Here is a 19,626-nt window from a genome sequence, read left to right as displayed (position 1 = left end):
GTGGGAGCAGGGCGAATGGGACTTTTTGTGTCGTCCCGTCCCGGTTCATCCCACCCGCAAACGGGCCTACCCGCGGGCGGTGAGGTCGGCGGAAATGAGTTTCGCCGTCGCCACGATTTCCTGTGCCACCGAGGCCAGGTAGGCGTCCCGGTCCGGTTTGGCTTCCACGGACTGCGCCTGCAGGGACACGTTCACCGCCGCGACCACCTTGGAACCGTCATAAACCGGGGCGGCCACGGACATCAGGCCCAGCTCGAGCTCCTGGTCCAGCAGGCACCAGCCCTGCGCCCGGACGGTTTCCAGCACGGCCAGCAGTTCCGGGACGCTGCCCAGGGCGCGCGGCGTCAGCGGCTTGACCTCCGCCGCCGCCAGGTACGCCTTGAGGTCCGACGCCGGCAGGTGGGCCAGCAGCACGCGGCCCATCGACGTCGCATACGCCGGGAAGCGGGTGCCCACCGTGATCCCGATGGTCATGATGCGGCGGGTGGTCACCCGCGCGACATAGGCGATGTCCGTACCGTCCAGCACGGCGGCGGAGGTGGACTCCCCCAGCTTCAAGGAGAGTTCTTCAAGGTGCGGCTGGGCCAGCTGCGGCAGTGACAGCCCCGAAAGGTACGCGTATCCCAGCTGGAGCACCTTGGCCGTCAGCGCGAACGTCTTCCCGTCGGTCCGCACGTATCCCAGCTCCACCAGGGTGTGCAGGAACCGGCGTGCTGTGGCCCGGGTGAGGCCGGTGCGGGCCGCCACCTCGGTGAGGGTCATCACCGGACGGTCGGCATCGAACGCGCGGATCACCGCCAGGCCGCGTGCCAGCGACTGGACGTACTGGTCGCTGGCCTGCGGGGCGGCCTGGGTGTCTGTGCGGAGGGCGTCGCTCATGGTTATCAATTTTAGGGGCCGTCCTTAGGCGGCCGGTGCGGCTTTCAGCGGGACGGGGACCAGTTCCTGGAGTTCTTCGAGGGTGCAGCCGAAGGTTTCGCGGACGGTGACACCGTCGGGACCGGTGAGGAAGACGCCTTTGTCGGTGTAGACGCGGGTGACGCAGCCGACGCCGGTAACCGGGTAAGTGCAGGCCTCGACGATCTTGGAGGCCCCTTCGCGGGTGAGGAGGGTCATCATGACGAATACGTCCTTGGCGCCGGTGGCGAGGTCCATGGCACCGCCGACGGCGGGAATGGCACCGGGTGCGCCGGTGTGCCAGTTGGCCAGGTCTCCGGTGGCGGAGACCTGGAAGGCCCCCAGGACGCAGATGTCCAGGTGCCCGCCGCGCATGATCGCGAACGAGTCCGCGTGGTGGAAGTAGGACGCACCCGGGAGTTCGGTGACGGGGATCTTGCCGGCGTTGATGAGGTCCTCGTCAATGTCGTCGCCCGTGGCTTCCGGGCCCATGCCGAGCATCCCGTTCTCCGTGTGCAGGGTGATGTTCTGGTCCTCGGTGAGGTAGTTCGATACCAGGGTGGGCTGGCCGATCCCCAGGTTCACGAACGAGCCCGGCGCGATGTCCCTGGCCACGAGGCGGGCGAGGTCGTCCCGGCCCAGGGGTGTGGTGGAGGTCTGGAGTGATGTTGCAGTAGTCAATGTCAGGCCACCTTTTCGCTAGTGCCGGTTGCGCTGCGGTCTGAAGCGGGGACGCGGACAACAGTGTTGACGTAGATTCCGGGCGTGACCACGTTTTCCGGGTCCAGCGCGCCTGTGGGGACGATCTCGGAGACTTGGACGATGGTGTGCTTGGCGGCCGCTGCCATGATGGGCCCGAAGTTCCGGGCGGTCTTCCGGTAGACCAGGTTGCCCTTGCCGTCGGCCTTGAGTGCCTTGATCAGGGCGACATCGGCGTGGATGGGTGTTTCGAACACCTGGCCGCGGCCGTCGATGATGCGGGTTTCCTTGCCCTCGGCGAGCATGGTGCCGTAGCCGGTGGGGGTGAAGAACCCGCCGATCCCGGCTCCGGCGGCGCGGATCCGTTCGGCGAGGTTGCCCTGCGGGACGAGTTCCAGTTCGATCTGCCCGGCCTTGTACTTGGCGTCGAAGTGCCAGGAATCGGACTGCCGCGGGAAGGAGCAGATCATCTTCTTCACCCGGCCTTCCTTGATGAGCAGGGCCAGGCCCTGGTCGCCCTGGCCGGCGTTGTTGTTCACTACGGTCAGGTCCGTGGCGCCGCAGTCCATCAGTGCATCGATGAGTTCGAAGGGCTGGCCGGCGTTGCCGAACCCGCCGATCATCACGGTGGAGCCGTCCTTGATGCCGGCCACGGCCTCCTGGACCGAGTCAACAAAGTTCAGCATGGCTTAAGCCTTTCCGTTGGAAGCAGTCACGTTTTCAAGCACCACGGCCAGTCCCTGGCCCACGCCGATGCAGATCGCCGCGACGCCCCAGCGTTCCCCGGAGGCCTGCAGGGACCGGGCCAGGGTGCCCAGGATCCGGGTACCGGAGGCTCCCAGGGGGTGGCCCATGGCAATCGCTCCGCCATGGGCGTTCACAATTCCGGGGTCGATGCCCCAGGCGTTAATGCAGGCCAGGGATTGCGCGGCGAAGGCTTCGTTGAGTTCGACGGCGCCCACCTGGTCCCAGCCGATGCCCGCCTTCGCGAGCGCCTTGTTCGCCGCCTCCACAGGGGCGTAGCCGAAGTACTGCGGGTCGTTGGCGTGCGCTCCGCGCCCGGCGATCCGGGCCAGCGGGTCCAGCCCGAGCAGCCCGGCGGCGGCCTCGGAGCCGATCCAGGCCGCGGAGGCGCCGTCGGACAACGGCGACGCGTTCCCGGCGGTGACGGTTCCGTTCTCCGCGCGGAACACGGTCTTCAGGCCGGCGAGCTTCTCCGCCGACGAACCAGGGCGCACGCCCTCGTCCCGGACCAGGTCCGTGCCGGGCACCGGGGCGACCAGGTTGTCATAGAACCCCTCGTCCCAGGCCGCGGCCGAAAGGTTGTGCGAGGTGGCGGCGAACTCGTCCTGCGCCTCCCGGGTCACACCGTACTTCTCCCGCAGCCGCTCCGTGGCCTCGCCCAGGGAAATGGTCCACTCCTTCGGCATCGCCTTGTTCACCAGGCGCCACCCCAGCGTGGTGGACGCCAGCGTCATATCCCCAGCCGGGTAAGGCTTCTCCGTCTTCGGCAGCACCCACGGCGCACGCGACATCGACTCAGCCCCACCCACCAGCATCAGCTCGGCGTCGCCGGCGTTGATCTGGCGCGACGCGATGATCGCCGCATCCAAAGACGAACCACACAGCCGGTTTACCGTGGTCCCCGGAATGGACACCGGCAAACCGGCGAGCAGGGTGCCCATCCGGGCGATGTTCCGGTTTTCCTCACCCGCGCCGTTCGCGTTGCCGAACACCACCTCATCAATCCGCTCAACATCGAGTCCGGGAGCGCGTTTCACGGACTCCTTGATCACGTGCGCGGCAAGATCATCCGGACGGACCCCGGCAAGGCCGGAACCGAACTTACCGAACGGGGTGCGCACGGCGTCGTACACAAAAGCCTGGTTCATGAAGGTGCATCCATTTCTTTGAAGACCTGCTGGGCAGTTTTGAAGGCGGTGTTGGCGGAGGGGACGCCGCAGTAGATGGCGGTCTGCAGCAGGATCTCCTTGATCTCGTCCCTGCTCAGGCCGTTGGTGATGGCAGCGCGGATATGCATGGCGAGTTCTTCCCAATGCCCGTGCGCCACCATGGCGGTGATGGTCACCGCGGAACGCATTTGCCGGGACAGCCCGGGCCGGGTCCAGATGCCACCCCACGCGATGCGGGTGATCATGTCCTGGAAGTCCTCGGTAAACGCGTCCTTGTTGGCGTTGGCCCGGTCCACGTGCGCGTCGCCCAGCACTTCGCGCCGGACCACCATGCCGCCGTCGTAAATCTGCTGGCTGGTGGCGCCGGGCTGGACCACGCCGTGCCTCTCATCGCCGCTCACTTGGCTGCCTCCCGCGATTCGGCCCAGCTGATCAGGCTGCGCATCAGGTCCGCAACGTGGGCCGGCGCCTCCGCCGGAGCCAGGTGCGAGATGCCCTCCACGGTCACGGCGGTGGCGGTGCCGCCCCCGGCGGTGATGCCGGTTGCCACTTCTTCCGCCATGTCCGGTGTTGCCACGCCGTCCAGGGCCCCGGCGATGACCTGGGTGGGGACGCTGATGCTGCCGAGTTCACTGCGGACGTCGAAGGCGGCAAGGGCCTCGCAGCAGAAGGCGTAGCTGAAGCGGTCGGCGTCGCGCAGGGAGTGCAGGAGCCGGCTGCTGAATTCGGGTTCGCGGTCCATGAAGCCCGGGGCGAACCACCTCTGTGCGGAGCCCTGGATCATCACGGGCGTGCCCTGGGTGCGGACCGTTTCGGCGCGCTCGAGCCAGGCTTCGGGGGTGCCGATCTTTGCGCCGCTGTTCTGCACGGAGAGGCTCTTGAGCCGTTCGCCGTGCTTGATGCCCAGCTGCAGCCCCACCGCGCCGCCGAGCGAAACGCCGGCGTAGTGGAAGGCCTCGCCCGGGGCGATGGAGTCCACCAGGTCCACGACGGCGTCTGCGAGGGCTGCGACGTCGAACGGTTCGGTGGCGGCGGGCGAGACGCCGTGCCCGGGCAGGTCCCAGGCCACCACGTCGTAGTCGTTGCCGAGCAGGGACGCGGCCCGGTTCCACAGGATGGACGATGTGCCCAGGGACGGACCCACCAGCAGCAGGGGGTGGTCGCCCAGGGGACGCTGGGGTGACAGCAGCGCTGCCTTCACGGCCGGTTTAGCCACGGGACGCTCCATTCGCGTTGGGGGTGCGGGTAACAAATTCAGGGAAGGCTGCCAGGATGCGGCGGGAGATTTCCACCGATTGGCCCAGGTAGCTGGCCGGGTCCAGGAGTTCCGCCAGCCGGGCGTCGGGGACGACGGCGGCGGGGACAGCGTCGCGGAGCAGCTTCCGGTAGGTAGTGGCCTGCTCGGCCGGAGCCACCTGCAGGGTCCGGTCCACCACGTCCTGCAGCTGCTGCTTGCCGTTGCGGCCGTCGTTCTCCGCCAGCAGCGGCGCGACGGCGGCATTGACACCCTCCGCCAGCAGCAGCGGGCCCGCGAGGTCCAGGTTGCGGCGCATGGCGGCCGGGAATACCTGCAGTCCTTCTGCGAGTTCGCGGAAGTGGCCGGCGGCGCCGAGGGTGAGGGCCAGGAGCTGGCGCAGGGCTGGCCATTCAATGTGCCAGGCCCCATCCGGGCGTTCGTCGTTGAAGGTGGCGGCGGCCAGGTGCAGCTGGGCTGCCAGGCCGGGTGCCTGCAGCGCGGCGCTGCGGACCAGGACGGAGAGCACGGGGTTCTGTTTTTGCGGCATGGCGGAGGAGACCCCGCGCCCGGCCGCACGGGGCTCTGCCACTTCCCCCACTTCGGGGCGGCTGAGGAACAGGACGTCCGCGGAGATCTTGCCGTAGGCGTCCAGCACGGCGGCCAGGGCGTTGCCCAGCGAGGTGATGGCCAGCCGGTTGGTGTGCCAGGGAGCCGGCGCCGGAGCCAACCCAAGCTGGACTGCCAGGGCGTCGGCCAGGCTGAAAGGTGTGGCGTGCGTACCGGCCGTCAGCACGGTTCCGGCGGCCAGCGTTCCTGCCGCGCCGCCGAACTGCACGGGGAACTCCAGGGCCGCCAACTGCCGGCCTGCCGCCGCCACGCCGTGGAACCACTGCGCCGCCCGGAGCCCGAAGGTGTACGGGAGCGAATGCTGTGTCAGGCTCCTGCCCACGCACAGCGTGTCCGCATGCTGCTCCGCCACGGCCGCGAGCGCCGCTGCGGTGCCGTGCAGGTCAGCCAGTACGGCGTGCACGGTATTCCGGGCAAGCAGCATCAGGGCGGTGTCCAGCACGTCCTGGCTGGTCAGGGAGGTATGGACGGCCTTTCCGGCGCCAACCCCGGCGGTGTCGAGTGCCGCCACCTGCTTCCGGAGGTCGGCCAGCAGCGGAATCACCGGGTTGCCGCCGCCCTGGGCGCGCAGCGCGATGTCGGCGAGGTCATAACGCCCCGCCTCAGCGGCGGATGCGACGACGGCGGCCGAACCGGCAGGTGCGAGGCCGGCCTTTTCCAGGACGGCGGCCCAGCCGGATTCGATGGCGAGGATCGCCGCCAGCACTGCCCGGTCCCCCGTCAGCGCCGCCACCAGGGGTGAGGCTGAAACGGGACTGAGCAGGCCGGCGTCGGCCTCTTCCGCGAAGCCGCGCATGTCTCCCAGGGCGGCGTTGGTCACTGGAAGTCCAGGAAGACCGTCTCGCCCTCGCCCTGGAGGCGGATGTCCCAGGTGAGGCCGCCGTCTGCGTCGCGGCGGGCAATCAGCGTCTTGCGGCGCTCGGGGTCCAGCGAGCTGAGCAGGGGGTCGTTGGCCAGTGCCCCGGTGTCCTCCGGCAGGTAGATACGGGTGAACAGGCGGTTGGTGAGGCCGCGGGCGAAGAGCGCCACGGAGATGAACGGGGCCGAGCCCGGCTTGGTGGGGCCGGGGTTGACCGTGGTGAACGTGAAGACGCCGGAGTTGCCCACGGCGCCGCGGCCCCAGCCGGTGAACGTGTAGCCGTCGCGGACCAGCGAACCGGTGCGCTGGACGACGTTGCCCCCGGCGTCCGGCTGCCAGATTTCCAGGATGGCGTCCGGGATGGTGTGGCCGGCTCCGTCGTAGACCGTGCCCTGCAGGCGGATGGATCCGGGCGAGCCGGGGGCCAGGAGCTCATTGTCCTTCTCGAACGGGAGGGCATAGCCGTAGAACGGGCCGACGGTCTGGCCGGGGGTGGGTACCAGCTTGGTGCTCATCTCTACTCCTCGTCGCCTTCTGTGCCGAACGCTTCATTCTCGGTCCAGGTCCGTTTGGAACCGGTCAGGACGATGTCCCAGTTGTAGCCCAGCGCCCACTCGGGCTCGGTGAGGCTGTGGTCGTAGGTGGCCACCAGCCGGTCACGCGCGTCCTGGTCCACGATGGTCTGGTAGATCGGGTCCAGCGGGAAGAGCTGGTCGCCGGGGAAGTACATCTGGGTGATGATGCGCTGGGTGAACTCGGTGCCAAACAGCGAGAAGTGGATGTGCGCCGGCCGCCAGGCGTTCAGGTGGTTCTTCCAGGGGTAGGCGCCGGGCTTGATCGTGATGAACCGGTACGAGCCGTCGGGGCCGGTGATGCAGCGGCCAATACCCGTGAAATTGGGGTCGATCGGCGCGGGGTGCTGGTCGCGCTTGTGGATGTAGCGGCCGGAGGCGTTGGCCTGCCAGATCTCCACCAACTGTCCCGCCACGGGGCGGCCGTCGCCGTCCAGGACCTTGCCGGAGACGATGATCCGTTCACCGAGCGGTTCGCCGTTGTGCTGGATGGTCAGGTCCGATTCCAGCGCGTGCACGTCCTGGTGCCCGAACGCCGGCGAGTACAGCTCGATGGTTTCGGGGTCCGCGTGCTGCAGGCTCTTGGTGGGGTGGCGCAGGATGCTGCTGCGGTATGGCGGGTAGTCCAGCCGCGGCTGGGTCTCCGGGAGACCGCCGTCCTTGAGGGCCCGCTGGTACGCCTCGCCGATGGCGCTGATCTCTGCACTGAGGTCCGCCTGCGATTCGATGGCCTTGTCCAGTGGCTGGTGGGCAGCCTTCGGTTCGGCCGGGGGCACGAGTTCCTCCGACTCCAGCTCTGTGGTGATGTCTTCCGGCACGGCTGGCTCCTTTCTCATCTGTTGGGTTTGTGGTGTCTGTGGTCCGGGTTGGCTCAGGTGCGGTGCAGGAAGTCGTACTGCACCGCGTGGCGCACCGGAGCGTTGGGGGCGCCGTAACCGTCGTAGCGGCCGCGGCGTTCCACCATTTCGAAGAACACGCTGCCCACGGTGGCGGTGTAGAAGTGCAGGAACTCCCCGTCCGCGTCCCGGTCGAAGAGCAAGTTGAGCTCCTGCAGCGTGGCCAGGAACCCGGGCTCAAGATCGAACCGGGCGTCCAGGTCCTCGTAGTAGTTGGCGGGGATCCGCAGGAATTCCAGGCCCTTGTCCCGGGCGGCGCGGGCCGTGGCCACGAGGTCCTCCACGGCAAAGGCGATATGTTCCTGGTACGTCTTCTGGCCGTGTGCCTGCTGCACCGGAGCGAGGTTCAGTACCAGCCGCACCGCGCCGTTGGAGGTCTGCATGACCTGCGAGCGCACCAGTCCGCTGGGGCTGGGCACCTCGGCGAACGGCTGGGGCTCCAAGGCCAGGGCGCTGGTGTAAAAAAGCACGGCCTCGTCGAAGTGCTGCCACGGCTGGGCCAGGTTGACGTGGTCAATCACCGCCCGGGCGCCTGCGGAAGGGTGTTCGAGGCTGTCGCCGAACTCGTGGGTCCACGCGGCGGTGCCGTCCGGGCTCCCCTGGCAGAGGAAGATCTCGGTGGAGTCCGGGGCGGAGATGCCCTGGAAGACTTCCTCGTCGGCCTGCACCTTGCGGGCCACCACGGGGGCCTTGAGCTGCTGGGCCCGGGCCGAGGCAATCACGGGGGAATCGACGTCGAACCCCAGGGCGGCGATGGCCGGCTCGGCGTGCGAGGCTGCCTGTTCGTTGATGATCACGCGGGCCTGGCCCATGGTCCACAGCTGGACGTCCTTGGTGCGGTGCCGGCCTTCGAACGTGAAGCCGAGCTGGCCGAGGAGTTTCTCGACCTGCGCGGTATCGTCCGCCTTGACCTCGGCGAAGTTGAAGCCCGCGGGCTCGTTGACCTTGGGCAGCGTGGCCAGTTCCATGGGATAACGACGGCGGAGCGCACCACCGCCGGCAGCGGCACCGGCTGCGGGGGCGTCCGCAAGCCAGTTGGCGCTCTGTTCCTCCAGCCAGATCAGGGACCGCATGGCGTCAACGGCCGTGCGGTCCACGTCTGACTGCCGGAAGACGTCGTTGAAGACCTCCAGGGACACCGGACCGGTGTAGCCGGCACGGACCACGTGGCCCATGAACTTTGCCAGCTCGAACTGGCCTTCGCCCGGGAACACCCGGTAGTGGCGGCTCCAGGACAGCACGTCCATGGAGAGCTTGGGGGCGTCGGCCACCTGGACGAAGAAGATCTTTTCCGGGTTGATGGTTTCGATCGGAGCCGTGTCCCAGTCCCGGGAGAGGATGTGGAAGGAGTCCAGGCAGGTCCCCAGGTTGGGGTGGTCCACGGCCTCCACCAGCCGGTAGGCGTGCTCGTAGTCGTTGACGTACTTGCCCCATGCGAGTGCCTCGTACGCCACTTTGACGCCGTGGTCCCCGGCCAGTTGCGCCAGCTCCGCGAGCTGTTCGGCGCGCAGGCCGTCGTCGTCGATGGTTGCGGTGGCAACGTTGGAGCACACCAGGATGGTGTCCATCCCCAGGCGGCCCATGAGCTTGAACTTCGCTTCGGCGCGCCGGAGGTTGGCCTTGAGCATGTCCGGGGTGACGCCGTCGAAGTCCCTGAACGGCTGGTACAGGTCCAGGCCAAGGCCCAGGTCAGCGGCCATCTTCCGCACGTCCTCGGGGCTGAGGGGCGAGGTGACCAGGTCCTGCTCGAAGATCTCGATGCCATCGAACCCGGCGATCGCGCAGGCCTGCATCTTTTCCTTCAGTGTGCCGGACAGGCAGACGGTGGCGATTCCCGTGCGCATCAGGCCGCCACCTCCTCGGCGGCCACGAGCTCCAGGAAGTGTGCGCGCATCCGGTCGGGGTCAGCGTCCTGGCCGGTGAAGATCCGGAAGGCGTCCGCTGCCTGCCCCACGGCCATCCGCCCGCCGTCCAGGACCTCGCAGCCCTTGGCGCGGGCCCCGCGGACCAGTTCGGTCTCGATGGGACGGTAGACGATGTCCGCCACCCAGTGGCGCTGCTCCAGCAGGTCCAGGTCCAGCGGCAGGCCGGGGTGGGCGGCCATCCCCACGGGGGTGCAGTGCACCAGCCCGGCGGCCAGCGGCATCAGGCGCGGCAGGTCCGCCGGCGTGCCTGCCGTGATGGTGCTGTCCGGGAAGAAGCCCTGCAGCTCGGCGGCCCGGGCAGCACCTCGGGCGGCGTCCATATCCACCAGGTCCAGGTGGCGGACCCCGGCGGTGAGCAACGCGTACGCGACGGCGGATCCGGCGCCGCCGGCGCCCAGCTGGACCACGCGGTCCAGGCGCGCCCCGGGGAGGCCGGAAGCCAGGGCGGCGGCGAAGCCGGAGAAATCGGTGTTGTGCCCGATGAATCGGCCGTCCCGGATGACCACCGTGTTCACGGCGCCCAGGCGGCGGGCGTCCGGGGAGATCTCGTCCAGGTGTTCCAGGACGAGCTGCTTGCAGGGGTGGGTGATGTTCAGCCCGTTGAAACCCAGGGTACGTGCGCCCTGCAGGAGAGTGCCGACGGATTCGCCGGACAGGCCCAGTTCGAGGAGGTCGATGGGCCGGTAGAGGTAGCGCAGGCCCTGCATGTCCCCTTCGCGCTCGTGCATGGGCGGGGTGAGCGATGGCATGACGCCGTCTCCGACCAGTCCCACGAGGTAGGACTCAGTTCGATTACTCATCCGTGCAGCTCCTTTGGTAACGGCACCGAAGGGCTGCGTCCACGCGGGGAGCGGCTTGTCCGGTGATAGGGATTACAGTACAGCATTTGTTCACTGTGCGCACTCTAGTTCGAGATGCGAACATAATTTATCTCTTGGCCCGGTTTTCGGGGCGTCCGGAGGTGGTCACCCGCGCTGCGGAAGGCGGTCCGCGAGCTCGGCGGCCGCTTCCTGCAAGACCGGAACGTGTGCCTCCAGCTCCTCGAGGCTGAGGCGGAAGACCGGGACGGCCGTGGCCAGCGAGGCAAAGGCGTGCCCCTGGCTGTTGAGCAGCGGGACGGCCACAGCGCGCATGCCGGCCTCATTCTCTTCGTCCATGACCGCATAGCCACGGCGGCGCACTTCTTCGATCTCCTTGCGGAAGGCGTCACGGTCCGTGATGGAACGCCCGGTGAGGGCCTCCAGCGGAAGCTCCGAGAGCAGCCGCTCCCGCTCCGCGTCTTCGGCGAAAGCCACCAAGGCTTTCCCCACGGCAGTGGTGGAGAGCGAGCCCAGGTGGCCGGGGTCACTGGTGACCCGGAAGATCTGCGGGCCGTCCACCTTGCTTACCGTGAGGTGGTGGAGGCCGTCGCGGACGCTGAGGATAGTGGCCTCCCCCGTCCGCTCGGTCACCCGCCGCAGGATGGGCAGGGACGTGCCGGCGAAGCCGTGATGGTTGGAGACCCGCTGGCCCAGCTGGAAGATCCGCAGGCCCAGGTGGTAGCGGCGGCCCTCCGGCTCGTAATCAACGAAACCGTCGCGCGCCAGCGATCCCAGCAGCCTGTACGTAGTGCTGAAGGGCAGCTCCGCCCGCCGGGAGATTTCCGCCGCACTGGCACCGCGGGGTTCATCACCCAGCAGGACCAGCAGGCTGAGGGCCTTGCCCACCATGTCCGGGCGCTCGGCGGGTTTGGCGGACGCCTTGGGTTCGGGGGGCAGGGCATCGACTGGGGCCGGGACGGCCTGGCCGGAACCAGTGGATTCGTCGTCGGCCACTGTGGTTTGGTTCACACTCATAGAAAGATGTTGCCACAATGTGAGAGCTATTTCTAGATCGTGAGTATTTTCTTGACAAGTGACTGCCCTCACAGCCATAGTTTCTATATCGCAAAAGTAGCTCCCACCATGTGGCTACAAATGCCGGGTCTTTTTCCGGACTCCAGCCGCATCGCGCCCGCCCGCACCAAGGCAGCGGCGGCTGCGACCTCCAGATCCATCCGCGACAATGTCGTCACACCAAAGGAACACCATGAGCCAGACACTTCCGTCCGCCGGGGCGGGTGCCCTCACCTCCGGCGGGACGCCCAAGAAGGCAGCCCTTGCCAGCTTCCTCGGCAGCGCCGTCGAGTACTACGACTTCTTCATCTTTGGCTCCGCAGCCGCACTGATCTTCCCCAAGGTCTTCTTCCCCGATGCCGACACCAACGCGGCGATCATGTCCTTCGCGACGTTCGGCTTCGCCTACGTGGCCCGGCCGGTGGGCGCCGTCATCCTGGGCCATTTCGGTGACCGGGTGGGCCGCCGCAAGGTCCTGATGTTTACGTTGTTGCTGATGGGCGCCTCCACGTTCGTGATCGGCTGCCTGCCCGATTTCCACACCGTGGGTTGGTGGGCTCCGGTCCTGCTGGTGCTGGCCCGCCTCTGCCAGGGCCTCTCAGCCGCAGGCGAGCAAGCCGGCGCCTCCTCCATGACGCTTGAGCACGCCCCGGACAACCGCCGCTCCTTCTTCACCTCCTGGACCCTCACGGGCACCCAGGGCGGCCAGATCCTCGCAGCCCTGGTTTTCATTCCCGTGCTCGCCCTGCCGGACGAGATCAAGTACGGCATTGGCTGGCGTATCCCGTTCTGGCTCAGCGCCGTCGTGGTCATTGTTGCGTTCCTGATCCGGCGCACCCTGCACGAGCCGCCCGCCTTCGAGGAAGCCCGCAAGACCGCCCAGATCGCGAAACTGCCCGTCGCGGACCTGCTCAGGGGCCACTGGCGCGACGTCCTCCGCGTAATCTGCTGCGCGTTCATCGCCGCCGTTTCCACCGTGTTCGGCACGCTGGCCATCAGTTACGCCAAGACGGTCGCTGGAGTTGACGGCACCACCACCCTGTGGCTCGTCGTTGGCGCAAACCTGGTGGCCCTGGGCACCCAGCCGCTCTTCGGCAGGCTCGCAGACAAGATCGGCCGCAAGCCCGTCTTCATCTACGGCGCCGTGGCCAGCGCGATCCTCACCCCCGTGTTCCTGCTCAGCCTGGAGTCCGGCAGCATTCCGCTCATGTTCCTGGCCGCCATCGGCTACTTCTCCGGCGGCTATGCGGCTGCCAATGCGGTCTGGCCCTCCTTCTACGCCGAGATGTTCAGCACCAAGGTCCGCTTCTCCGGCCTGGCCATCGGCACCCAGCTCGGCTTCCTGATGGCAGGCTTCGCACCGGCCATCGTCGCAGCAATGGGCGGCATCCAGCCGGGCGGCTGGGTGCAGATCACCATCTTCACCGGCATCATCTGCGCCATTGCAGCCATCTCGGCACTCACTGCCAAGGAGACCTTCCGGACACCCACCAAAATGCTCGGCCTGAAGTAGGCAGCGGAAGCGTCGAACCAGCCCGGTTTTAGAGCCGGAAAGCCCGCCATTCCCCCAAATGGCGGGCTTTCCTTTGCGTAAGATGGGCTGCTTCGGCAGCGGTCCCTACGGCCGGGCCGTCTCCAAAACCGAGGCAAGGTCGAAGTTCACTGGCTCCTCGAGCTGGGCGTAGGTGCAGGATTCCGGTTCCCGGTCCGGCCGCCAGCGGTTGAACTGGGCGGTGTGGCGGAACCTCTCGCCCTCCATGTGGTCGTAGCGGACTTCCACCACGAGTTCGGGCCGCAGCGGAATGAAGGACAGATCCTTGCCGGCGCTCCACCGGCTGCCCTCGGCGTTCCGCGGTGTCCGCTCGCCCTCCTCCTGCTTGGCCCAGGCCCACGGGTGATGGTCGAAGTCCGTCACCAGCGGCTGGAGCTCCTCGAACAATTCCTTGCGGCGCTTCATCGGGAACGCGCCGATCACGCCCACGCTGGCAAGGCCGCCGTCCTCCTTGTACAGGCCCAGCAGCAGGGAACCAATGGCGTCGGGCCCGCTTTTGTGGAGCCGGTAGCCGGCTACCACGCAGTCAGCGGTCCGCTCGTGCTTGACCTTGAACATCACCCGCTTGTCCGGTTCGTACCGGCCCTCCAGGCGCTTGGCCACGATGCCGTCCAGCCCCGCTCCCTCGAACTGTTCAAACCACTGAGCGGCGGTGTCCTTGTCCGTGGTGGCCGCCGTCAGGTGGACGGGGGCGCTGCTGCCCGCGAGCGCCTTCTCCAGTGCTGCCCGCCGCTCCGAGAACGGCCTGTCGGTGTAGTCCTCATCGCCCAGGGCCAGGAGGTCGAAGGCCACGAATGACGCGGGCGTCTGCTGGGCCAGCAGCTTCACCCGGCTGGCCGCGGGGTGGATGCGCTGCTGCAGGGTATCGAAATCGAGCCGGTCTCCGGAGGCGCCCACCAGGATGATCTCGCCGTCCACCACGCAGCGCGGCGGCAGGTTCTCCTTCAGGGCGGCCACCAGCTCCGGGAAGTAGCGGGTCATGGGTTTTTCATTGCGGCTGCCGATCTCCAGGTCCTCCCCGTCCCGGAAGATGATGGACCGGAAGCCGTCCCATTTTGGCTCATAGCTGAGGTCCCCGCCTGCCGGAATGCCGTCGATGCCGCTGACGGCCTTGGCGAGCATGGGCGGGACGGGCGGCATCACGGGAAGTTCCATAGCGCTCATTCTTGCCCGTCCGGGGCCCGGGACGGTAGGGCGGCACGGTGTCAGGCGGCCAAAAGCCAGACGATCAGGACCAGTACCGGCGCCGCGGCGGCCGTGGAGAGCAGGATTGTTTCCCGCGCCACGGCCACGCCCCGGCCGTACTTGCTGGCGAACAGGAACACGTTCTGCGCCGAGGGAAGCGCCGCCATGAGCACCACGCCCAGGAGCATGTGGTGGTCAAGGTTGAAAAGGAAGTGTCCGACGACGAAGGCCACCGCCGGCATGACCGCGGACTTGAGGGCCGTGGCAGTGAGGATTTCAGGGGTGTGGCCGCCGCTTCGAAGCATGGTGGTTCCCCGCAGCGACATTCCGAACGCCAGCAGCACCACCGGGACGGCCGCCCCGCCCAGCAGCGTCAGCGGGGCCATCACGGGGGCCGGAAGCTCCACGTGCAGTGCGGCCAGGACCACGCCAAGGAGCGAGGCGATGATCATCGGGTTCCGGAAAGGCTGGGTGAGCATCAGCCGGGGCGAGAACCGCCCTGCGGCGGACAGGTCGAGCAGGGTGAGGACCAGCGGGGCGAACAGGAGCAGCTGGACCAGGAGCACGGGTGCCACCGGCGTGGCGTCCCCCAGCGCATAGAGCATTATGGGGATACCGATGTTGTTGGCGTTGACATAGGAACCCGCCATCGCGCCGACGGCTGTCTCGGCGAGCGGCCGCGGAAACCAGATCCGGCTGGCGGCCACATACAGCAGCGCGGTGACGGCGGCCGTAATCATGGCCAGCGGTACGTAAGCGGAGAAGACCACCGACAGGTCCGACTTCAGCACCACAGTGAAGAGCAACACCGGGTTGGTGATGAAGAAGGCGGTGCGCGTCAGCGCCATGATGGTGGGTTCATCGCCCAGGCCGCAGCGTGCGGCCAGGTAGCCCACGGCGATGACGACGCCGATCACGGCGAGGCCAATGAGCACTCCGCCCATAAAGGTACTTCCTTCCGGTCCCGCGCCTTCTGCCCGGTGCGGGACCAGCGGGACCACAAGTACCCAACTTATCGAACAAGTGCCCCGCAGGCGGCGGGCGTCCACGACGTGGGCCACCGGACGCCGCGGGGCCGCCGGTGTGAAAAAATCAACCATGCATGCCATGCAACACTCCAGCAAACTCCAGAACGTCCGGTACGAACTCCGGGGACCCATCCTGCAGGCGGCCAAGAACATGGAGGCCGAAGGCCACCGGATCCTCAAGATGAACCTTGGGGACACCGCACCTTTCGGGCTGGAAGCGCCGGAGTCCGTGGTGGTCGACATGATCCACCATCTCCGCGGCGCCCAGGGCTACAGCGATTCCAAGGGGATCTTCACGGCGCGGACCGCCATCTCGCAGTACTACCAGACCCGGGGCCTGATGAATATCGGTGTCGAGGACATCGTGATCGGCAATGGCGTCAGCGAACTGATCAACATGTGCCTGCAGGCGTTCCTGGAAAACGGGGACGAAATCCTGGTCCCGGCACCGGACTATCCACTCTGGACGGCGGCCGTGACCCTGACCGGCGGCAAACCGGTGCACTACCTCTGCGACGAAGCGGAAAACTGGTGGCCGGACATGGCCGATGTGGAAGCGAAGATCACCCGCCGCACCAAGGGCATCGTGATCATCAACCCGAACAACCCCACCGGCGCCGTCTACCCGCGCCACATCCTGACGCAGTTCGCGGAGTTGGCCCGGAAGCACAACCTGGTCCTGTTCTCGGACGAGATCTACGAGAAAGTGCTGTATGCGGACGCCAAGCACATCCATACCGCGGCCGTAGCCGAGGACATCTGCTGCCTGACGTTCAGTGGCCTGTCCAAGGCCTACCGGATGCCCGGCTACCGGGCCGGATGGGTGGCCATCACCGGGCCGCTGGCCGCCACCGCCGGTTACCGCGAAGCCCTGGAACTGCTCGCGTCGCTGCGACTGTGCGCCAACGTACCCGCCCAGCACGCCATCCAGACCTGCCTGGGCGGCTACCAAAGCATCGAGGCGCTGGTGAAGCCGGGCGGCCGGCTTCGGGAGCAGCGCGACCTCGCCCACAAGCTCCTCACTGCCATCCCCGGCGTGACGTGCGTTCCGGCGTCGGGCGCCATGTACCTGTTTCCCCGCCTGGATCCGGAGCTCTACCCCATCAAGAGTGACGAACAGTTCGTCCTGGACCTGCTCCGGGACCAAAAGATCCTGGTCTCCCACGGTTCAGCCTTCAACTGGCCCGCACCGGACCACTTCCGCTTCGTGATCCTCCCTTCGGTGCTGGACATCGAGGAAGCCGTCCGGAGGATTTCCACCTTCCTGGCCGCCTATCGAGGCGGAACAGCAGCATGAAACCGTCGCGGCGCGAAGAACTAACCGCACGCTAACCGCGAGGAAACCGGTACGCAACATTCCGCGCCCACACTGGATTACGCAGGCAAGAGCCCGCACCAGCTCCAGCCAGGAGGCCCCGCGATGTTGAAGAAGGCGACCACGCATGTAACCAGAGTCCGCGCACTGGACCAGCTCCACCGCGGTGATGAAATCGAAGCCCGCCTCTCGGTGGGGCCCTCCTACGACGACGTGGTGATCCGCCGCGGCAGTGTCCAGGAAACCGCCCCCGGTATCGGCGTGGTGTGGATCCTGGACCGGATCACGGGGGTCCGGAAGGCCATCAATACCGACGAATGCAGCGTGTGGCGCGTGGCTTAGGCACCGGTCGTTTGGCGGCGGGCGCAGTCAGTCAGGACTGCCCGCCGCCAGGCAACCCGGGCACTGACCTTCAGCCGCCGGCCACCGACTGGATCACCAGGACCTCCTGGCCCGGTGCAACTTCGGTGTCCAGGCCCTGCAGCCGCCGCACCTCGTCACCGCCCACATAAATATTGACGAACCGCCGCAGCGCGCCGGTCTCGTCGCGGAGGCGCCGGCCCAGGATGGCGTAGTCGGCGGCCACCGCATCAAGGAGCTTTCCCACCGTCACCGGCCCGTCGGCGGGTGCAGTCAGTACGGACTGCCCGCCGGCCAGAGGCTGCAGGACGCTGGGCAGCAGCAACGAAATGTCAGGCACCGGCCACCACTGCCGCCCGCACGCACAGGACGTCCGGCAGGTGTGTGGCCACTTCCATGAACGTTTCGCCTTCATCCGCACTCGCGTAGACGGTCCCGCCCCGCGTGCCGAAGTACACCCCTGCCGGCTCTGCGGTGTCCACTGACGCCGCGTCCCTAAGCACGCTGTTGTATTCCTTGTCCGGCAGGCCTGCATCCAGCCTCTTCCAGGTGCTCCCGGCGTCGTCCGTGCGGTGGACGGCGAGCTTGCCGTCCGGAGGGATGCGTTCGCCGTCGGCCTTCAGCGGGACCACCCATGCTGTCCCCTCCCTGCGGGGGTGGGTCAGCATGACGAAGCCAAAATCGGCCGGCAGTCCCTCGGCGATGGAGTCCCAGCTCTCAGCGTTGTCGTCCGTCCGGTAGACACCGTGATGGTTCTGGGCGTAGAGGCGCCCGTCCACCGCTGCGTCCGCCGCGATCTTGTGCACGCACTGGCCGAACTCGGGGTTCGGGTCCGGCATGAAGTACGCCGAGATGCCCTTGTTGCGTGGTTCCCAGGACGTGCCGCCGTCGAGCGAGCGGTAAACGCCGCCGGTGCTCATGGCCACGTGGACTGTTTCACCCGCGGGGTGGACCACAATCGAGTGCGCCGCCGCCCCGCCATAGCCCGCACCCCACTCGCTGCGGTGGGGGTGGTCCCACAAGCCGCGGTTCAACTCGAAGTGCTCCCCGCCGTCGGTCGACTTCCAGACCGAGATGGGTTCGGCTCCTGCCCACACCACGCCCGGGCGGGACTCCGCGTCCGGGTAGATCTGCCAGACGCGTTCCAAAGCTGCGCCGGTGTCCTCCGGGAACCTGATGGCGCCGTGCTCCGGCTCGGTCCATGTGGCGCCGAGGTCATCGGAGTGCGCCACAGTGGGACCCCAGTGCGGGCTGCTGACGCCCACCATGATCCGGGTGCGGCCCTCCCTGGTGTCGATCCCGATGCTGGGGATTTCTGCCATCAGGAAATGGGGGCCGGTGAAGGACCACTCCTGCCTGTCCTGGCTTGTGGCCAGCCACAGTCCCTTTTTCGTGCCGATCGCCAGGAGGTAGGTTTGCGCCGTTGCCATGCGCACCATGCAACCATTCGATGGACCAGCGCGCAACGGTTTTCAAGGGCCGCGGGGGCTGTCAGTCCACAAACTCCGATTGGGTCTGGATGAAGTCCCAGTCGGCGGCGTTAAGGACGGCCGCGGGATTGCCCGGGTGGGGTCCGCCGGCCTCCGCAATGCCTTGGAGTACCGGAAGCGGCAGCTCCTCCGCATAGAGGTTTTCCCGGAGCCATTCCTTGCTTGGAAGGTCCAGGTCCAGCCACCACATGAAGATTTCCATGTTCACCTCCCTGCCTCAGTTAAAACGTTAGGCGCGGCGCAGGTGGCGGACAAGGCTTCACTGCGGAAGCAGGTGGGCCACGCCGCATTTAGGGTACCGGCAAGTAACCTGGCCGCCAGGGCCGCGGAAAAGACGAGTAGCCGCTACTCGCGACTGCCTCCGGGGACGCCCCTAGCCTGAAAACTCACGCAAGCTGACCGTGCTGCTGGGGCTGATGGCGCCACCGCTGCCCTTTCCTCACCATGGTCCGTTTCACACATATATATGGGGAGAAAACATGAAACGCACCTTAGCCACACTCGGGGTGATGGGGCTCGGCCTGCTCAGCCTCACAGCGCCTGCCATGGCGGCCTCCGACCAAGTGGTGGTCTGCCACTGGGACGGCAGTACCCTCACGCCGATGTCGTTCAACACCAACGGGACGGGCGGACACGACCAGCACGCCGACGACATCATCCCGCCAACCCCCAAATTGCCAGCAGGCAAGAACTGGGACAACGCGGGAAAGATCCGCTACGTCAACGAATGCGGCGCGGCACTGCCCCCGGGTGAGGTCATCGATCCGCCCGTTGTCGTCGACCCGCCCGTGGTGACCCCGCCGGTCGTGACGCCGCCCGTCGTTGTTGACCCGCCCGTCGTGACCCCGCCCACCGTTGTCGACCCGCCCGTGGTGACCGCGCCCGTCGTCGTCGATCAGCCCGTGGTGCAGCCGCCGGCCGTGGCTCCGGTGGTGGACCCGCCGGCCGCCGTCGTCGCCGCGGCCGCACCCGCCCAGCCTGCACCAGTCCAGCAGGTTGCTGCGGCTCCGCAGGCAGCCCCCGCGGCAGCCCCTGTCAGCGTGGGAACCAACGAAGGCTTCAACGCCCAGACGGCCGTGGACGCCAGGGACGGCGGGCCGGCATGGCTTGCCGGAGTGGGAGCACTGGCAGCCGCAGGAGCCGCGGTGGCAGTACGCCGCCGGTCCCGCTCCGTGAACACCGCCGGCTAGCCGGTAC

21 protein-coding genes are annotated in these 19,626 nt (G+C 67.5%); 4 read left to right on the top strand and 17 right to left on the bottom strand.

Annotated elements, in window-relative coordinates; genetic code table 11:
- Positions 1-66: 66 nt before the first annotated feature.
- From QF050_RS04310 to QF050_RS04255, 12 genes are all read right to left on the bottom strand, one after another.
- On the bottom strand, positions 67-879 hold the full coding sequence (locus QF050_RS04310; protein WP_308929318.1) for an IclR family transcriptional regulator C-terminal domain-containing protein: 813 nt from the start codon (positions 877-879) through the stop codon (positions 67-69).
- A 24-nt stretch (positions 880-903) separates the two neighbouring features.
- On the bottom strand, positions 904-1,578 hold the full coding sequence (locus QF050_RS04305) for a 3-oxoacid CoA-transferase subunit B (protein WP_308929317.1): 675 nt from the start codon (positions 1,576-1,578) through the stop codon (positions 904-906).
- A gap of 2 nt (positions 1,579-1,580) precedes the next feature.
- Positions 1,581-2,282: a 3-oxoacid CoA-transferase subunit A gene (locus QF050_RS04300; protein ID WP_308929316.1), complete on the bottom strand. Its 702-nt coding sequence runs from the start codon at positions 2,280-2,282 to the stop codon at positions 1,581-1,583.
- A gap of 3 nt (positions 2,283-2,285) precedes the next feature.
- Positions 2,286-3,488, bottom strand: coding sequence for a thiolase family protein (locus tag QF050_RS04295; protein WP_308929315.1), 1,203 nt, complete (start codon positions 3,486-3,488; stop codon positions 2,286-2,288).
- Positions 3,485-3,910, bottom strand: coding sequence for a 4-carboxymuconolactone decarboxylase (gene pcaC, locus QF050_RS04290; RefSeq protein WP_308929314.1), 426 nt, complete (start codon positions 3,908-3,910; stop codon positions 3,485-3,487). The genes QF050_RS04295 and pcaC overlap by 4 nt, the downstream gene beginning before the upstream one ends.
- Positions 3,907-4,725 carry an alpha/beta fold hydrolase gene (locus QF050_RS04285; RefSeq protein ID WP_308929313.1) on the bottom strand — a complete coding sequence of 273 codons (819 nt, stop codon included), beginning with the start codon at positions 4,723-4,725 and terminating at the stop codon, positions 3,907-3,909. The genes pcaC and QF050_RS04285 overlap by 4 nt, the downstream gene beginning before the upstream one ends.
- On the bottom strand, positions 4,718-6,169 hold the full coding sequence (locus tag QF050_RS04280; RefSeq protein ID WP_308932096.1) for a lyase family protein: 1,452 nt from the start codon (positions 6,167-6,169) through the stop codon (positions 4,718-4,720). The genes QF050_RS04285 and QF050_RS04280 overlap by 8 nt, the downstream gene beginning before the upstream one ends.
- Before the next feature lie 20 nt (positions 6,170-6,189).
- Positions 6,190-6,747: a protocatechuate 3,4-dioxygenase subunit alpha gene (gene pcaG / locus QF050_RS04275; protein ID WP_308929312.1), complete on the bottom strand. Its 558-nt coding sequence runs from the start codon at positions 6,745-6,747 to the stop codon at positions 6,190-6,192.
- Between the two features lie 2 nt (positions 6,748-6,749).
- A complete protein-coding gene (pcaH, locus tag QF050_RS04270) occupies positions 6,750-7,622 on the bottom strand; it encodes a protocatechuate 3,4-dioxygenase subunit beta (RefSeq protein WP_308929311.1) in 873 nt (290 codons plus the stop codon).
- A gap of 53 nt (positions 7,623-7,675) precedes the next feature.
- On the bottom strand, positions 7,676-9,544 hold the full coding sequence (locus tag QF050_RS04265) for a TIM barrel protein (protein ID WP_308929310.1): 1,869 nt from the start codon (positions 9,542-9,544) through the stop codon (positions 7,676-7,678).
- Complete coding sequence (locus tag QF050_RS04260) at positions 9,544-10,425, bottom strand: shikimate dehydrogenase (protein ID WP_308929309.1); 882 nt, start codon at positions 10,423-10,425, stop codon at positions 9,544-9,546. The genes QF050_RS04265 and QF050_RS04260 overlap by 1 nt, the downstream gene beginning before the upstream one ends.
- A 165-nt stretch (positions 10,426-10,590) precedes the next feature.
- The gene (locus tag QF050_RS04255) at positions 10,591-11,460 is read right to left on the bottom strand and encodes an IclR family transcriptional regulator (RefSeq protein ID WP_308929308.1); all 870 of its coding nucleotides are present in this window, start codon (positions 11,458-11,460) and stop codon (positions 10,591-10,593) included.
- Between the two features lie 232 nt (positions 11,461-11,692).
- On the opposite strand from QF050_RS04255, the gene QF050_RS04250 reads away from it, so the two are divergent.
- Entirely contained in the window at positions 11,693-13,012 is a 1,320-nt protein-coding gene (locus QF050_RS04250; protein ID WP_308929307.1) for an MFS transporter, read from the top strand.
- Between the two features lie 105 nt (positions 13,013-13,117).
- On the opposite strand, the gene QF050_RS04245 is transcribed toward QF050_RS04250, so the two are convergent.
- Both QF050_RS04245 and QF050_RS04240 read right to left on the bottom strand, forming a co-directional pair.
- Complete coding sequence (locus QF050_RS04245; protein ID WP_308929306.1) at positions 13,118-14,206, bottom strand: ATP-dependent DNA ligase; 1,089 nt, start codon at positions 14,204-14,206, stop codon at positions 13,118-13,120.
- A 50-nt stretch (positions 14,207-14,256) separates the two neighbouring features.
- Positions 14,257-15,180: an AEC family transporter gene (locus QF050_RS04240; RefSeq protein WP_308929305.1), complete on the bottom strand. Its 924-nt coding sequence runs from the start codon at positions 15,178-15,180 to the stop codon at positions 14,257-14,259.
- Positions 15,181-15,334: 154 nt separating this feature from the next.
- On the opposite strand from QF050_RS04240, the gene QF050_RS04235 reads away from it, so the two are divergent.
- Both QF050_RS04235 and QF050_RS04230 read left to right on the top strand, forming a co-directional pair.
- Positions 15,335-16,561: a pyridoxal phosphate-dependent aminotransferase gene (locus QF050_RS04235; protein ID WP_308929304.1), complete on the top strand. Its 1,227-nt coding sequence runs from the start codon at positions 15,335-15,337 to the stop codon at positions 16,559-16,561.
- A gap of 123 nt (positions 16,562-16,684) precedes the next feature.
- Complete coding sequence (locus QF050_RS04230) at positions 16,685-16,921, top strand: hypothetical protein (protein ID WP_018762891.1); 237 nt, start codon at positions 16,685-16,687, stop codon at positions 16,919-16,921.
- 70 nt (positions 16,922-16,991) lie between these two features.
- Here QF050_RS04230 and QF050_RS04225 read toward each other — a convergent pair whose 3' ends face one another.
- The 3 genes from QF050_RS04225 to QF050_RS04215 are packed head-to-tail and all read right to left on the bottom strand — an operon-like array spanning position 16,992 to position 18,631.
- Positions 16,992-17,279, bottom strand: a complete 288-nt coding sequence (locus QF050_RS04225) for a MoaD/ThiS family protein (RefSeq protein WP_308929303.1) — start codon at positions 17,277-17,279, stop codon at positions 16,992-16,994.
- Positions 17,272-18,378 carry an exo-alpha-sialidase gene (locus QF050_RS04220; protein ID WP_308929302.1) on the bottom strand — a complete coding sequence of 369 codons (1,107 nt, stop codon included), beginning with the start codon at positions 18,376-18,378 and terminating at the stop codon, positions 17,272-17,274. Before QF050_RS04220 ends, QF050_RS04225 begins: the two co-directional genes overlap by 8 nt.
- 52 nt (positions 18,379-18,430) lie before the next feature.
- Complete coding sequence (locus tag QF050_RS04215; protein WP_308929301.1) at positions 18,431-18,631, bottom strand: hypothetical protein; 201 nt, start codon at positions 18,629-18,631, stop codon at positions 18,431-18,433.
- Between the two features lie 277 nt (positions 18,632-18,908).
- On the opposite strand from QF050_RS04215, the gene QF050_RS04210 reads away from it, so the two are divergent.
- Positions 18,909-19,619: a hypothetical protein gene (locus QF050_RS04210; protein ID WP_308929300.1), complete on the top strand. Its 711-nt coding sequence runs from the start codon at positions 18,909-18,911 to the stop codon at positions 19,617-19,619.
- Positions 19,620-19,626: the final 7 nt, after the last annotated feature.

Origin of the sequence: Arthrobacter sp. SLBN-112 (assembly GCF_030944625.1) — a bacterium.
GTDB lineage: Bacteria > Actinomycetota > Actinomycetes > Actinomycetales > Micrococcaceae > Arthrobacter.
This window is presented reverse-complemented; position numbering and strand designations above follow the sequence as displayed.